At 31.9% G+C, this 14,995-nt stretch carries 14 protein-coding genes; 2 read left to right on the top strand and 12 right to left on the bottom strand.

All coding sequences use genetic code 11. From position 1 onward, the window contains the following. Positions 1-7: 7 nt before the first annotated feature. From ACVC3Y_RS01230 to ACVC3Y_RS01190, 9 genes are all read right to left on the bottom strand, one after another. Complete coding sequence (locus ACVC3Y_RS01230) at positions 8-550, bottom strand: DinB family protein (RefSeq protein ID WP_452225873.1); 543 nt, start codon at positions 548-550, stop codon at positions 8-10. A gap of 95 nt (positions 551-645) precedes the next feature. Further along, the gene (locus ACVC3Y_RS01225) at positions 646-1,224 is read right to left on the bottom strand and encodes a phosphatase PAP2 family protein (RefSeq protein ID WP_303424915.1); all 579 of its coding nucleotides are present in this window, start codon (positions 1,222-1,224) and stop codon (positions 646-648) included. Between the two features lie 141 nt (positions 1,225-1,365). After that, positions 1,366-1,593, bottom strand: a complete 228-nt coding sequence (locus tag ACVC3Y_RS01220; RefSeq protein WP_303424912.1) for a hypothetical protein — start codon at positions 1,591-1,593, stop codon at positions 1,366-1,368. Then, positions 1,580-2,965, bottom strand: coding sequence for an MATE family efflux transporter (locus ACVC3Y_RS01215; protein ID WP_303424909.1), 1,386 nt, complete (start codon positions 2,963-2,965; stop codon positions 1,580-1,582). The genes ACVC3Y_RS01220 and ACVC3Y_RS01215 overlap by 14 nt, the downstream gene beginning before the upstream one ends. Before the next feature lie 50 nt (positions 2,966-3,015). Then, on the bottom strand, positions 3,016-3,957 hold the full coding sequence (locus tag ACVC3Y_RS01210) for an NAD(P)H-dependent flavin oxidoreductase (protein ID WP_303424906.1): 942 nt from the start codon (positions 3,955-3,957) through the stop codon (positions 3,016-3,018). Positions 3,958-4,114: 157 nt separating this feature from the next. Next, the gene (gene mnmA, locus ACVC3Y_RS01205; protein ID WP_452225872.1) at positions 4,115-5,302 is read right to left on the bottom strand and encodes a tRNA 2-thiouridine(34) synthase MnmA; all 1,188 of its coding nucleotides are present in this window, start codon (positions 5,300-5,302) and stop codon (positions 4,115-4,117) included. Positions 5,303-5,630: 328 nt separating this feature from the next. Then, positions 5,631-6,329: a toxin-antitoxin system YwqK family antitoxin gene (locus tag ACVC3Y_RS01200; RefSeq protein WP_303424901.1), complete on the bottom strand. Its 699-nt coding sequence runs from the start codon at positions 6,327-6,329 to the stop codon at positions 5,631-5,633. Between the two features lie 97 nt (positions 6,330-6,426). Then, complete coding sequence (gene yidC, locus ACVC3Y_RS01195; RefSeq protein WP_452225871.1) at positions 6,427-8,328, bottom strand: membrane protein insertase YidC; 1,902 nt, start codon at positions 8,326-8,328, stop codon at positions 6,427-6,429. 127 nt (positions 8,329-8,455) lie between these two features. Further along, positions 8,456-10,072 (bottom strand): CTP synthase, encoded by a 1,617-nt coding sequence (locus ACVC3Y_RS01190; RefSeq protein ID WP_303424897.1) that lies wholly within the window; start codon positions 10,070-10,072, stop codon positions 8,456-8,458. 241 nt (positions 10,073-10,313) lie between these two features. Here ACVC3Y_RS01190 and ACVC3Y_RS01185 point away from each other — a divergent pair, with 241 nt between their 5' ends. After that, on the top strand, positions 10,314-10,883 hold the full coding sequence (locus ACVC3Y_RS01185) for a Crp/Fnr family transcriptional regulator (RefSeq protein WP_452225870.1): 570 nt from the start codon (positions 10,314-10,316) through the stop codon (positions 10,881-10,883). A 61-nt stretch (positions 10,884-10,944) separates the two neighbouring features. After that, positions 10,945-11,958: an NAD-dependent epimerase/dehydratase family protein gene (locus ACVC3Y_RS01180; RefSeq protein ID WP_452225869.1), complete on the top strand. Its 1,014-nt coding sequence runs from the start codon at positions 10,945-10,947 to the stop codon at positions 11,956-11,958. Positions 11,959-12,083: 125 nt separating this feature from the next. On the opposite strand, the gene ACVC3Y_RS01175 is transcribed toward ACVC3Y_RS01180, so the two are convergent. From ACVC3Y_RS01175 to ACVC3Y_RS01165, 3 genes are read right to left on the bottom strand one after another with little or no spacing between them, the layout of a single operon-like run. Then, a complete protein-coding gene (locus ACVC3Y_RS01175) occupies positions 12,084-12,320 on the bottom strand; it encodes a DUF3820 family protein (protein WP_303424890.1) in 237 nt (78 codons plus the stop codon). Positions 12,321-12,322: 2 nt separating this feature from the next. Further along, positions 12,323-12,865, bottom strand: a complete 543-nt coding sequence (locus tag ACVC3Y_RS01170) for a DUF922 domain-containing protein (protein WP_452225868.1) — start codon at positions 12,863-12,865, stop codon at positions 12,323-12,325. Beyond that, a complete protein-coding gene (locus ACVC3Y_RS01165; RefSeq protein ID WP_452225867.1) occupies positions 12,866-14,797 on the bottom strand; it encodes a LysM peptidoglycan-binding domain-containing protein in 1,932 nt (643 codons plus the stop codon). Positions 14,798-14,995: the final 198 nt, after the last annotated feature.

The raw sequence follows: 14,995 nt of genomic DNA, 5'->3' as shown, positions 1-14,995 counted from the left end.
CATGCTACTACTGAAACAAAACATATCTTGGAGGAACAAGTCCGTTTAATCGCATATAAACCAGCATTTGCCCTCTATGATGCGTTATATGGTCTGCTAGTAATAAGAGGATTTGTCTTTTAGATCTATGCAAACCAAAATAATCTAGCTTATCTTCTAAATGCGCAATATCAAACTGTGCAATTAATTGTATTGCAGCATCGAAAGTTTCCGCTACTGTAGCAATCATTTCTACTTTAGATTTATTAGCCACCTTATAAACAGTATCTGTTTTCCAATCTCTTGATTCACGTTCTCCCAACAACGACTCACTATGCCAATCTAAAGCATAACCAATATGCAATAAGTTTTCGGCAAAGCTCAAAGACTCTGAAGTAGCTTTATAGTTATACTTAGCTTCCGGCATTGTCTCTGCAACAAGAATTAAATATTTTTTAGAATTTTCTAATCGCTCTAAATAATCCTTGATAAAATTATCCTGTTGTGCAAACAGTGGTGTTGTTAAAAAATTAAATAGTAGGCACGTTATTATAACAAGTATATTTCTCATCGTATTTACTTTCATTAATTTCGTTTATATATCTAATTATCAATCTAAGAGTAATAACGCATTAAATAGAAACTATTATAAACAGTTAGATTTTTTTAGGCCTCTTGCTGTACCACATAACGCTGAATCACATAATTCAGTATCTTATAAAACATAAAACCAGAAAGCGCTCCAAAGGTCATTCCACAAAAAACGTCTAAAGGATAATGCACACCAACATAAATTCTACTATACGCTACCGTTGCACTCCAAAAAAGCAGAATAAAAATTAATTTTTTATAATAAGGTCTTAAAAATAAACCAGTAAAAACAGCAGCTGCCATAGTATTAGAAGAATGCCCAGAAAAGAAACCATACTTACCACAACGTACTGCTATAAAACGCATTTGCTCCATTACTCCTTCTTGTCTGCAAGGCCTTAACCTTTTAAATCCATCTTTAAAAAGGTTGGTTATTTGGTCTGTAAAAGTAACCATAAACACAATTATCAAAACAGAAAACACTAACGTTTTTAGTCCAAATCGTTTGTAAATTAAAAACAATAAGAAAGCATATAATGGAATAAAAGTAAGCTTGTTGGTAACTAATAACCAAAATGCATCCCAAGTAGGTGTTCCTAAATTATTCAAGAATAAAAATAATTCTTTATCGTATTGTATTAGTTGATCTAGCATTTTTAATATTTTTGGGCGTTACTTTTTACAACAAAACTCCGCAGGTATAGAATAGCTTTCCTATTGCAAAAAGTCAGGCTTTACGTTGCAATCTTTTTTAAGAAAAATAAAAAAGGATTTCCACTTCAATCCTTAACGCAATTAATCTTCGTAACGTTCTACTTCTCTATCGTAAAAAGCTGTTGCTTCTTTAATTAAATTTTCGGTTTCTAGTTCTAATTCTTTTTGGTCATGCTGATCAAAATCTTCTAACCATTCTACTTCATCATCTTCCAAGTTTATTATAAACATAGGAAATTCAGTATGAATAACAAAAATAGCGTTTGGATGATCTGTGTTGTCGCCAAGAATAAATTTAGGTAGTTCCATGTTTTGAATGAATTAATTTTTTTGTTAGATAGTTAAAACGAATATACAATAATATAGATGCAGTTGTTAGTCCTGCTAGTAAACCTAACCAAATGCCAAAACTAGCGTAGGCGTCCTCTTTTCCTAAAAACCAACTAATTGGAAAACCAACAAGCCAATACGAAACAAAAGTAATAATGGTTGGAATTTTCACATCTTGCAAACCACGTAAAGCTCCAAGTACAACAACTTGAAGACTATCGCTTATTTGAAAAATAGCAGCTGCAAGCATTAACTTAGATGCTATTGCAACTACTTCCGTATTATCTACAAGGTTTTTGGCATCGTCAAAATCTACATATAACTTAGGTAGTTGGTTATGAAACACAAAAAACAATAAAGCAAAACAGCTGGCAAATATTGTTCCTAATAAAAATAATGAAAAAGCAATTCTGCGCAACTCGACATAATTTTTAAGCCCTTTTTGATTACCAACACGAACCATCGATGCAACACTTAAGCCCATAGCAACCATAAAGGTCATCGAGCTTAAATTTAAAGCAATCTGGTTTGCTGCTTGCGGATTCTTACCTAACAAACCACTTAACCAAATGGCTGCAGTAAAAATGGCTACTTCAAAAAACATTTGCATGGCACTTGGCGCTCCTAAACTTATCAGTTTTTTTATCATGCTACTTTCTAGCACAAAAAACTTAATATTAGTTACATAGTTTTTAGATTTTTCTTTTCCTTTTAATAACCACCACAAATAAACAACCATGACAATTCGCGAAGCCAAAGTACCATAAGCAGCACCAATAATACCTAATTCTGGAAAACCAAAAGTTCCAAAAATAAGCAGATAGTTTAAAACTACATTAATAACATTTGCTAAAATGGTTGCATACATTGGGTATTTAGTCATAGATAAACCATCACTAAATTGCTTAAAAGCTTGAAAAATAATTAACGGAATTAAAGAAAACGCCACCAAATCTAAATACGGAATTGCAAAAGCAACAACCTCTTCTGGTTGTTGCATTAAGTACATGAGCGGTTTAGCAAAATATACTAAAAAGAAAAGGGAAATTCCCAAAACCGTACACAAAAACAAACCATGTTTGAAAGCCGATTTTCCTTGTTTAAAATCGTTTGCAGTATCTGCTTCTGCCACCAAAGGTGTAATTGCTGTACTAAAACCAATACCTAAAGACATTGCAATAAAAATAAAACTATTACCAAGAGATACAGCAGCTAATTCTGCAGTACCTAATTGGCCAACCATAATATTATCTATAAACTGCACAAAGGTATGACCAAGCATACCTAGCATTACAGGTGCTGCAAGCTTCCAGTTGTATTTAAATTCTTTGGTGTATTTACTTAAAACCATTTGGTAAAAGTAATGCTTCGGTTTTGGTTATGCGAATTTTATTTTACGATTTATAAACTGGATATTCTATCCTTCGCATTTTCAAACTCCTGTACCATATCTTCCACAATTTGCGCAACAGGTTTAATGTCGTGAATAAGTCCTGCTATTTGTCCGATTTCTAATTCACCATCCTCTAAATCACCTTCAAACATACCACGTTTTGCTCTTGCTCTACCGAGTAATTCTTTCAGCTGTTCTGGTGATGGTGAGCTTTTGTATAGCTCTTGTAATTCGTTATAAAACTTATTTTTTATCAAACGTACTGGAGCTAATTCTTTTAAAGTAAGTTGCGTATCACCTTCTTTAGCATCAACAACCACTTTTTTAAATGCTTGATGTGCCGAACTTTCTTCACTAGCAACAAACCTGCTACCTACTTGCACCCCATCTGCACCAAGAACCATAGTTGCTAACATGGCTTGTCCTGTAGCAATTCCTCCTGCAGCAATTAATGGTATTTGTAACTGTTCTTTAACCATTGGAATTAATGTGAGTGTTGTAGTTTCGTCTCTTCCGTTATGTCCTCCTGCTTCAAAACCTTCTGCTACAATAGCATCTACACCTGCATCTTGTGCTTTTAATGCAAACTTTACACTACTTACTACATGTACCACAGTAACACCTTTTTCTTGCAACCAATTGGTCCACGTTTTTGGGTTTCCTGCTGAAGTGAATACAATTTTTACACCTTCTTCTACAATAATATTCATGATTTCTTCAATGTTAGGATATAACATTGGTACGTTTACACCAAAAGGCTTATTGGTTGCTTTTTTGCATTTCTGAATATGTTCTCTTAAAACATCTGGATACATACTCCCTGCTCCAATAAGTCCTAATACTCCAGAATTACTTGCTGCTGCGGCTAGTTTCCAACCAGAATTCCAGATCATCCCAGCTTGAATAATTGGATGTTTTATATGAAAAAGTTTCGTGATTCTATTTTGCATTTTATTGATTTTATTAGAGATGCTTCGACAGGCTAAGTATGATATTTAGTTTCGAATTTGAAATTTACGGATTTGATTGCAATTTGGCAATTGAAATATTCTCGATATAAAATTGTAAAACAATTTCTCTCGAACTCACATTATATGAAAATGATAATTATGAAATTACCCCAGAACCCAAAAGTTCATCGTCATGATACCAAGCCACAAATTGACCTTCTTGAATGGCAGATTGTGCTTCTTCAAACTCTACGTACATTCCAGAATCTACTTGGTGTAAGGTCGCACTTTGCAAATCTTGACGATATCTTATTCTTGCTAATACCTGCATGCTTTCATCAACTTGTAACGCTAAATCTTCGCGAACCCAATGGATTTCTTCTTTAGCTACAAAAAGTGCTTTTTTATATAAACCAGGATGGTTTTTACCTTGCCCTGTATAAATTACATTATCGTTAACATCTGTATCAATAACAAATAGAGGTTCTATTGTCCCCCCAACAGCCAATCCTTTACGCTGTCCTTTTGTGAAATAATGTGCTCCTTGATGTTTCCCAACAACTTTACCATCTTGTACCTTGAAGTTTGTTTTTTCAGACAAGTATATTAGTTCTTCTTTTTTATTAGAAAAGCTAGGTGCTGTTGTATGAAAAGAAGGATTGTTTTCTGGAATTTCAACAATAACACCCTCTTTAGGTTTTAATTGCTGTTGCAAAAAATCTGGAAGACGCACTTTACCAATAAAACACAATCCTTGAGAGTCTTTTTTATCTGCTGTAATTAAATCTTGTTCGGCAGCAATTTTTCTTACTTCTGGCTTTTGTAATTCACCAATAGGAAATAATGCTTTTGCCAATTGGTCTTGTGATAATTGACATAAAAAGTACGATTGATCTTTATTACCATCTGCTCCAGCAAGCAATTGATAGGTCTCTTTGCCTTCTTTTTCTATAGTTCCTTTTCTGCAATAATGACCAGTAGCAACATAATCTGCTCCTAGTTCTAAAGCAATCTTCATGAACACATCGAACTTAATTTCTCTATTGCAAAGCACATCTGGATTTGGTGTTCTTCCTTTTTCATATTCATGAAACATATAATCTACTATACGTTCTTTATATTGTTCACTTAAATCTACGGTTTGAAAAGGAATGCCTAATTTATCTGCAACCAACATTGCATCATTACTATCATCTAACCAAGGGCACTCATTAGAAATAGTTACGGTATCATCATGCCAGTTTTTCATAAACAAGCCTATTACTTCATAACCTTGCTCTTTTAATAAGTATGCAGCTACGCTTGAATCTACTCCGCCTGAAAGTCCTACTATTACTCTTTTCATCTGTTATTTTTTGTATTATTTATCAGATGTAATTCATCAAAACTGAAATTATTAAAACCGTTGTATTTAAGAATTAATCTCATGTTGCAAAATTACAAATAAAAAATTTTGAATGGTATTTAATTATAATGCTTTATTAAAAGGGTATGTATTTAGTCGAAAAAACAAATAAAAACTAAAGAGATATTCTTTTTTTTTATAGTTTAGCATTACAATTTTAGGTAACCCCTTTCATTTAGATTGATTAATAGCTTACTCATAACAAGAATGACTACCTAAAAAAGCTCCTTACGCAAGTAAGGAGCTTATATTTTGCACCTATTTCAACTTATCGTTTGTATGGATTATTACTCTTTCTGGTAAAATCTTTCTCTTTAACAAGTTTTCCATTTTCATAGTATTTCCAAAGGCCATGCTTTCTATCTCTTTGGTACTGCCCTTCTAAAATAAGAACTCCATCTTTATCGAAAAAAGTTGCTGGACCATGTAATTCTCCTTGATCGTAAACATATTTTTTTACAACAACACTTTTTTCGGTGTACCAAATAGAAGGACCATGAAGTTTCCCGTTTACGTATGTTTCTGTTTGCGCTAAAACACCATCGTCATAATACACCAAACGCTCTCCATGCAATTCCCCTTTATCATTATAGGTATCTTTACTTAATATGTTTTTTGTTTTGTTTTGATAGTAAGTCCAAGTACCAATATATAATTTACCATTCATTTGGCCCTCACTAATTAGTTTTCCTGTAGAAGCATAAAAAGAAACTTGTGCGATATTATTGTCTTTGTTAAATTGTTTATTGGCTGCTAAAACTGCTTTACCATTTACATTTTTATAAAACTTAAATTCACCAATTTCTTTACCATGAAAAAACGTGCCTTGGTATCGTAAAACTTTTGTATTATCAAAATTCTTTTTCCAAACACCATGACGCTTACCGTTAGCATCCAATAGGTTTACATCTTGCGCAGAAGCAAAAATTGGTAGTAAAAAAACAAAAAGGAATAGTATATTTTTCATAATTTAAATAACGTTGTTTTAAAGCTAAAATTGTTATAACAAAAAAGCTGCCAAAGTTAAAAACAATTAGCAGCTTTCATTTTATAAAAGAAGGCGATTACTTCTTTTTTTGTTGTGCTTGTTTTTGCTTTTCAGCCTGTTCCATCATTTCGGACATCTTTTTTGCAAATTTACCTTGCTTTTTAGGCTTCTTCTTATTTTCTTGAATTTTAGCATGAATTTTATCTTCATCTAAAATATAATTCTTGATTACTAACATAATTCCAATGCTAATAACATTAGAAATAAAATAGTATAAACTTAAACCAGATGCATAGTTATTAAAGAAAAATAACATCATTAATGGAGAGAAGTAGATCATATACTTCATCATTTTTTGCATGTCTGGCATACCTTCTTGCGTTGGTTGCGTTGCCACTTGTTGTCCTGTAGTCATTTTCATGTAAAAGAAAATAGCTATCGATGCTAATATTGGAAATAAACTTACGTGATCTCCATAAAAAGGAATATGAAACGGAAGCTCAGCTACTACATCATAAGAGGACAAATCGTCTGCCCAAAGAAAACTTTTTTGTCTTAAATCGAAAGCAGAAGGAAAAAACTGAAACAGAGCATAAAACACAGGAAGCTGAATTAAAGCTGGCAAACAACCACTTAAAGGACTTGCTCCTGCTTTGGTTTGCAATGCCATGGTTTCCTGTTGGATTTTCATTTTATTGTCTTTATACTTTTCTTTAATAGCATCTAATTCTGGCTTAATAATTTTAAGTTTTGCTTGCGACAAAAACTGTTTGTATTGTACAAATGAAAGTAATAATTTAATTAAAATGGTCATAACAACAATAGCGATACCATATGGTAAGAAACCACTTAACATAGAAAATAACGGAACAAAAAGGAAACGGTTAATCCACCCAAAAATCCCCCATCCAAAAGGAATACTGTCTTCTAAGCCTATATCGTACTTCTTAAGTGTATTGTTATCTGTTGGTCCAAAATAGAATTTTAAAGGTTGATTAAATTCACCAGCTTGTAACTCTAATGGCATTTTAGTCGTAAATATTTTTGTAGAAATAGTATCAATTTCTTCATCTAAAACTAAGTTTTTAGAAGTGACAGTTACTTCTTTTAAAGGTTTTTCTGAAACTAATATAGAACTAAAAAAATGTTGTCTATACGATAACCAGCTTACGTCTTCAAGAATTTCTTCATCATCACCTGAAGGACTTAATTTATCTATTTTATCTTCTTCATGTTGGTACGTTAAACGCGTATATCTATTTTCATAAGAGATACTTTTATCATGACGAAACGTTTTCAGTTTCCAATCTAAATTAATTTTTTGCGAACCATTTACAATACTACTTAAACCTTGTGATCGAATAGTAAAATCTACCATAAAATCGTTAGGTTTCAGCTCATATCGGTATTCTAAAAATTGTGTTGGAGACACTTTTAGTTTCATAGAAACTACTGTATTCTCCCCGTTTTTGGTAACAGTTGGTTCAAAAAACAGATCTTGTGTATTAAGATTTCTATTATCGGAAGTATTAAAATTAATATTAAAAGCGGTATTATTTTCCTTTACTAAATAAATTGGAATAGAGTCGTAATCTACAAAAGGCTTTAATTTAATCTCACTAAGATACCCACCTTTATTGCTAAACTTTAAAGAAAGCACACCATTTTCTACTAAGGTTTCTTTATTGGTTGCAGATGGCAAAGTAGATGCGTAAGCAAAAGCGCCTAATTTATTATTTAGTGCAACAAGTTGTAAAGAATCTGTTACAGTTGCTGCAGAATAATCATTGGCAGTTGTTACCAAAGTATTGTCTTGTATTTCTACTTTTTGTTCTGCTTCAACTTGCTCTAGTTTTGCTTTTTCTTCTGCTTCAAGTTCTTCAGGAGATGGTTGGTTGGTGTACATCATGTACACTAAAATTCCAAATATTAGGATGAATCCTATTATTGAATTAAGGTCTAGTTTTTTTTCTTCCATATTTATTTTCCGCGAAAGCGGTAATCTATTTTTATTTTCTTCTTTCTTAAAGAGAAGTAGAGAAATTGAGTTACACAAAAAGTAATCCAACTTTATTTTTATGCCATTGTGACACGTTAGTTAATCTTTATTTCTTTTTTTTATGTTTTAATGCGGCTTTTACGAATGCCACAAATAATGGGTGCGGATTAGAAACCGTACTTTTATATTCTGGATGGTATTGCACACCAACAAACCAAGGATGTTCTGGCAACTCTACAATTTCGACCAAACCTGTTTCAGGGTTTGAACCAGTTGCTAGCATACCTGCAGCTTCAATTTGCGCTTTATAAATATTATTAAACTCGTAACGATGTCTATGTCTTTCGTTAATTGCTTCTGTTTTATAGACTTTTGCTACGATACTATCTTTTTTAAGAGTACAGGCCCAAGCTCCTAAACGCATCGTTCCGCCTTTTTCAGTAATCGTCTTTTGTTCTTCCATTAAACTAATTACTGGGTTTTTAGTTTCTGGATCCATTTCAGAAGAATTTGCATCTTCTATTTTTAGTACATTTCTAGCAAACTCTATGACTGCCATTTGCATACCTAAACAAATTCCGAAGAAAGGAATATTATTTTCACGCACATATTTTACAGCACTAATTTTCCCTTCAATTCCACGTTCTCCAAAACCTGGAGCCACTAAAACACCATCTAAATGGGATAGCATTACTTTGGCATTGTCTTTATTTAAATACTCCGAATGTACAGACTCTACATTTACCTTAACTTCATTTTCTGCTCCAGCGTGAATAAATGCCTCTAAAATAGACTTATATGAATCTTGCAACTCTACATATTTACCTATCAAACCAATTGTTATTTCGGTTTTAGGATTTTTATGTCGCTGTAAAAATTTATTCCATTGGGTTAAATCGGGAGTATGACTTTCTAAATCTAATTTTTTTAAGACTACTTTATCTAAACCTTGTTCTAACATTAAATTTGGCACATCGTAAATGGTAGAAGCATCTATAGATTGAATTACTGCTTCTTCTCTTACATTACAAAATTTAGCCAGTTTACTTCGTAATTCTTCTGGTAGTTCATGTTCTGTTCTACAAACTAAAATATCTGCCATAACACCACTTTCCATTAATGTTTTCACACTATGTTGGGTTGGTTTTGTTTTTAATTCGCCAGCAGCAGATAAATAAGGAACTAATGTTAAATGAATAACAATAGCATTATTATCTCCTAAATCCCATTTTAGTTGACGCACAGCTTCTACATAGGGAAGCGACTCAATATCACCAACAGTACCACCAATTTCTGTAATAACCACATCGTAATCTCCAGAGTTACCAAGAATTTGGATTCTGTTTTTAATTTCGTCTGTTATATGCGGAATTACCTGAACCGTTTTTCCTAAAAACTCCCCACGACGTTCTTTTTCAATTACGCTTTGGTAAATACGTCCTGTAGTTACATTATTCGCTTGGCTAGTTGGTACGTTTAAAAAACGTTCGTAATGCCCTAAATCTAAATCGGTTTCAGCGCCATCATCTGTAACATAACATTCGCCATGTTCGTAAGGATTAAGTGTTCCTGGATCTACATTGATATAAGGATCTAATTTTTGAATGGTAGTTCTGTAACCTTGTACTTGAAGAAGTTTCGCTAAAGAGGCAGCAATAATCCCTTTTCCAAGGGAAGATGTTACTCCTCCTGTTACAAATATGTATTTTGTTGTAGTTGTCATGTTGCGTTGTTAAACGCGAGCAAATTTACGATTTTAAGTTGAAATTTTCCGTTTTTAGTGTTTTATTTTTAGTCAAATTAATAAGTAGTTTTAAGGCGTTTTAGAAGCGTATGTTATTTGAATTTGTCAGAAAAAATGTCGAACTTCGTTTCAAGCTTGATAAAAACATATGTGACTAGCCTGACTGGTTATTAAAACATTTTTTTATTACAGAATTATTATATACCATTATAACACAACAATGGAAAATCTAATTAATTACATACAATCAAAAACCACTTTAACTCAAAACGAAATTGAATTAATAAATAAACATTTCGTTTCCGAAAAAATTCCTGCAAAAACGAATCTTTTAGAAGCAGGAAAAGTGGAGCGATACATTTATTTTATAGATACAGGTATTGTAAAAGGATATCAAAATATCGACGGAAAAATTATTGTACAGCACCTTGTAACGGAACAAGATTTCTTCACTTCTTTAGATAGTTTTATGACTGAAACACCTTCTCTAGATTATTATGAGGCTATCACAGATTGTAGCCTTATAAAAATATCAAAACCTGATTTTGACATTTTACAAAAAGAAACAAAATTCTGGGCAATATTTGTAAAAGATGTAACCAATGCGCATTTGAATTGTAAATTAGAGCGTGTTAAAGATTTTCAAGTTTTAACAGCAAAAGAGCGTTATCTAAAATTTGTAAATCAGTATCCAAATTTAGCTTTAAATGTATCTATTGACAATATCGCTTCTTTTTTAGGAATGGAACCTCAATCTTTAAGTCGTATTAGAAAACAAATCGCTTTCTAACAAATGTTATTTCTAAGCGCTTCAAATCTATCGAAATTTGTTCAAACAAAATTTAATAATTATGAGCAACGAAATTTCATTAGTAACAGGAGGAACAGGTCATTTAGGAAACAACTTAGTTAGGTTATTACTTTCAAATAATCAAAACGTAAGGACTACTGTTAGAAACACCAAAAACACGAAACCTTTTGAAGGTTTAGATTGCGAAGTTGTACAGGCAGATCTTATGGATAGGAAATCACTTGAAAAAGCATTTCAAGGAGTTACAAACGTATATGCAGTGGCTGCAAATTTTAGCATGTGGGCAAAAGACCCAATAACTGAAATTTATGATAATAATATGCAAGGAACACAAAATGTGTTTGATATGGCAAAAGAATGTGGTGTTAAAAACATTGTATATGTAAGTTCTGTAGCTAGTTTAGATTTTACCAAATTACCCGCTAATGTGGACAATGGATATAACAAAGACAGAAGAAATTGGTATTATAACTCTAAAAACGATTCCGATAAATTAGCATTAGAATTGGGTGAAAAATACGATATCAGAACCGTTTTGATTTTGCCTTCTGCTATGATTGGATGTGAAGCTCATAAATTAAGTTACAGTAATAATTTAGTTCATCAAGCTTTAAATGGAGAGATTCCTGTAGATACAAACATGACTTTAAATTGGGTTGATGTAAAAGATGTTGCTTTTGGTGCTTATCAAGCAATGCGAAAAGGCAGAAATGGAGAACGTTATATTTTATCGAACGAACAACACACTACGATACAAGAAACAGTAAAAATAGCCTCAGAATTATATCCTGAACTAAAACTAAAAACACCTAAAAAAGCACCAAAATGTCTATTATATTCTGTTGCTGGTTTAATGGAATTTAGTAGTAAACTGACAGGGAAAGAGCCTTTATTACAGAGACATTACGTAGATATGTTTTATGGTTTAAAACAAGATTATGATATTAGTAAATCAAAAGAAGAACTAGATTTTAATCCTAAACCTTCAAGAAAAGCTCTGGAAGACGCATTAAAATATCTGAAAAACGATTGGCAAAAAGAAAACGCTATATAACACGATGTATCATTCATTTTTAACTATAGTATACTTAAAAATCTACTTGAATTTTCTAAACGGTTTACATTTACTAAATTAGTTACTTAACCTAACAACAAACAAATTAATCAAACCTTCAAGACCTAAGGCTTAGAAAAATTATTTTGTATATTTCTAATCAAATTTTCTAAGCCATTTAGTTTTAAAGTATATACCGTTTCAAGCATTTCTCCAAGTTTTCCTTTAGGGAATCCTTTGTTATGATACCAAACCACGTAGTATTCTGGTAAATCTATTAAATACCGACCTTCATACTTACCAAATGGCATTTTTGTATGTGCTAGTTTTACAAGAAACTCTTTATCTGGCTGAAGTTGCATGCCTATTCTTTAGATTTATAATTATCTAATTTGGCTAATTCTGTTTCAATATGGTTTTGCCAATGTGATTGCATCTCGTAGTTTCTAGAAAAATCGGTTTCTGCATCATACTGTTTTTGAAGGCTAGAAAGTTCTTGATTAATTTCTTGATGTATTTTATCTAATTGCTTGCTTATATTAGAGGAAACTTGCAACTGTGCTACACGCTGCCTAAACTTTCTAGTATGCAGCTCTGTTATATTAAAATGAAACTGCTCATGTGCTAATATGTGGTTATCTGCTTGCTCTGGTTTATACCAAGATTTTTTAGGATAGAAATGCGCTTGTATTTTAGTTTTAAAACCAACAACTTCTACACTTGTTTTTTTAATGGAATAACTAAACGTAATACCCGAAGCTGTTGTTGCAACTGCATCTGTATCCTTTTTTATTGGCCCCTTAAAATCATCCCATGAAAGCATATACGATTCGCTCCAAGCAATTGTAGACTCCTCTTTATGAAGTGTGAGAATACAAAAAATAATAAAAAAGCATCTTAAAAACATTTATTTAGCTTCTACAATTTTTAAATCTTGATATTTTACCACATAAACCGTATTATTATAATAACCTCCAAATAAGTTTTTATGGTAAGCGAATTTGTTTTCTAGGTATTCGGTTAAGGGAAATTCGTTTACCGAGTTATATATGTTTTCTGAAGCTGAAAGACGTAAAACAACATCCATCATTAAATCGAAACCTCGAACTGCCGTTTTGTTTGGTGTAGCTCCATATTTTTTACTGTATTGTTTAGCAAAACCGTTATTATCGTCTTCGTTATAGGTTTTAGAAACAGTAGGAAAATGAAAGTTTAGATTAGATAAATGATAATTAGAAATTTCATCATTCTCGAAAGCATCATTCATGTCTGTTGTAACTAAAACAATTTTATTTTCGTCGTTATTTAACGAATTTAAAATACTAGTAACATTAGATACAAATACAAAATTCTCGGTTTCTAAAAAGATAATATTTTTTCCTGGTTTTAGTTTTGCAATAATATCTTCTTCTAAAACGTAATACGAATCTTTTCCTTCTTTATCTTTTCTGGAGTGTATTTGTGATGCTGTACCTAACTCTCTTTTTAGAGCATTACTTGTAGCTGCATTTTTAGCATCTGCAATAATAATGACATGATTTTTTGTGCTATCTGCCTTAACAAAATCGATCATTTTTGTTTTTAACAATGCTGAAGAAGGCATGGATTGAAACACATTTTCTGATAGTTTTAAATCCTTTAAATTAGGAGAAATTACAGGAACGTTGTTTCTTTTTAACTCGGAAGCTACACGCTCAAAATTTTTAGGCATTAATGGTCCAATTACAGCATCTGCATTTTCTATATTTTTAGAATTAAGCAAATAGGAAACTTCGCTTAATTGGTTTTTAGTATCATACACATCTACTTTTAGGGAGATTCCTAATTTTTTTAGAGAGTCTACAGCCATCAAAACACCAGAATGAAAATCTAAAGAGGTGCTTAAAAAATTATCGTTTTCAATTTGCTTTTTAGCATCGTAAACCGAATCTGCATTTACTCGATTTAATCTAAAAGGCAGCATAATAGCAATGTTCTTCGTTTCGTAATTTCTAATGTTACTTATTAAACTGGATGTTGTAGTTTGTATGTCGCCAGAAATAGATTCGCCTGTTTCGGTAATTTTACTAGAAAACGGAATCTTTAAAACCATACCTGATTTTAATCCTGTTTCTTTTAATTCTGGATTTAAAGCTTCTAGTTCTTCCTGCTCTAATCCTAATTTAATTTTTAAACGATAAAAACCTTCTTTTGGTAACACCGAGTAGTACGAGTATCTTTCGTCTATTTCTTTTACCGCTGCAGTTTCTAAATTTGGTACTTGTATTACTTGACCAACATTAAGTGTTGCAGGCATATTTGGGTTTAATGCTTCTAGCTCGTCTACTGTAATTCCGTATTTATATGCAATTCGCCATTTCCCTTCTTTTGGTAAAACCGTATAATCACTTGTTGTTTTTACTGTCTCAACTACTGTTTTTGTTTTGTATACAGGAATTTTAATTTTATCTCCTTTACGTAAGTTATTCGCATATAGTGAAGGGTTGTGCTTTTTAATTTCGTCCTGTTCTACATTATATTTTTTTGACAAACTGTAAAGCGTTTCTTTACGTTTTACTTTGTGTTCTCTAAAATTTACAAACTCTCTTACAGTTGTAGTTTTAGTTTGCGGTTTTGCAATTTTAGATTTTGGAATGATTAGAACTGCATTTTGTTTTAGTTCTTTTTTTGCATCTGGATTTAATGCATATATATCGTAAGGTGTTACATTATATTGCTTTGCAATTAACTCTATGGTTTCTCCAGATTGTACTCTATGTGTTTTATATTCTTGTGCTTGTATTGTTGTAATACTACTGAATATTAAAACGAAACTGAATATATATATTATTTTTTTCATATTAATGCCTGCGAAAACAGGTATCTATTTAATGTTCCTTATCTCTATTAATGCTCCTTAACTTATAAATGTCACTTACATTTGCAAGTATGCTTGCGTTAAGGATTGCAGTGTAAATCCTTTTTTATTTTTCTTAAAAAAGATTGCAACGTAAAGCCTGACTTTTTGTTTTTTTTCAAAAAGGAACGCCATAATTAC

The sequence above is a fragment of the Lacinutrix cladophorae genome (genome assembly GCF_053604645.1).
Note: the sequence above shows the minus strand (reverse complement) of the source record. Positions and strands in the feature narration are given on the sequence as shown.

Coding starts and splice junctions, on each gene's coding strand:
- ACVC3Y_RS01230 (WP_452225873.1), bottom strand. CDS start 550: ATGAGAAATATACTTGTTATAATAACGTGCCTACTATTTAATTTTTTA.
- ACVC3Y_RS01225 (WP_303424915.1), bottom strand. CDS start 1,224: ATGCTAGATCAACTAATACAATACGATAAAGAATTATTTTTATTCTTG.
- ACVC3Y_RS01220 (WP_303424912.1), bottom strand. CDS start 1,593: ATGGAACTACCTAAATTTATTCTTGGCGACAACACAGATCATCCAAAC.
- ACVC3Y_RS01215 (WP_303424909.1), bottom strand. CDS start 2,965: ATGGTTTTAAGTAAATACACCAAAGAATTTAAATACAACTGGAAGCTT.
- ACVC3Y_RS01210 (WP_303424906.1), bottom strand. CDS start 3,957: ATGCAAAATAGAATCACGAAACTTTTTCATATAAAACATCCAATTATT.
- mnmA (WP_452225872.1), bottom strand. CDS start 5,302: ATGAAAAGAGTAATAGTAGGACTTTCAGGCGGAGTAGATTCAAGCGTA.
- ACVC3Y_RS01200 (WP_303424901.1), bottom strand. CDS start 6,329: ATGAAAAATATACTATTCCTTTTTGTTTTTTTACTACCAATTTTTGCT.
- yidC (WP_452225871.1), bottom strand. CDS start 8,328: ATGGAAGAAAAAAAACTAGACCTTAATTCAATAATAGGATTCATCCTA.
- ACVC3Y_RS01190 (WP_303424897.1), bottom strand. CDS start 10,072: ATGACAACTACAACAAAATACATATTTGTAACAGGAGGAGTAACATCT.
- ACVC3Y_RS01185 (WP_452225870.1), top strand. CDS start 10,314: ATGGAAAATCTAATTAATTACATACAATCAAAAACCACTTTAACTCAA.
- ACVC3Y_RS01180 (WP_452225869.1), top strand. CDS start 10,945: ATGAGCAACGAAATTTCATTAGTAACAGGAGGAACAGGTCATTTAGGA.
- ACVC3Y_RS01175 (WP_303424890.1), bottom strand. CDS start 12,320: ATGCAACTTCAGCCAGATAAAGAGTTTCTTGTAAAACTAGCACATACA.
- ACVC3Y_RS01170 (WP_452225868.1), bottom strand. CDS start 12,865: ATGTTTTTAAGATGCTTTTTTATTATTTTTTGTATTCTCACACTTCAT.
- ACVC3Y_RS01165 (WP_452225867.1), bottom strand. CDS start 14,797: ATGAAAAAAATAATATATATATTCAGTTTCGTTTTAATATTCAGTAGT.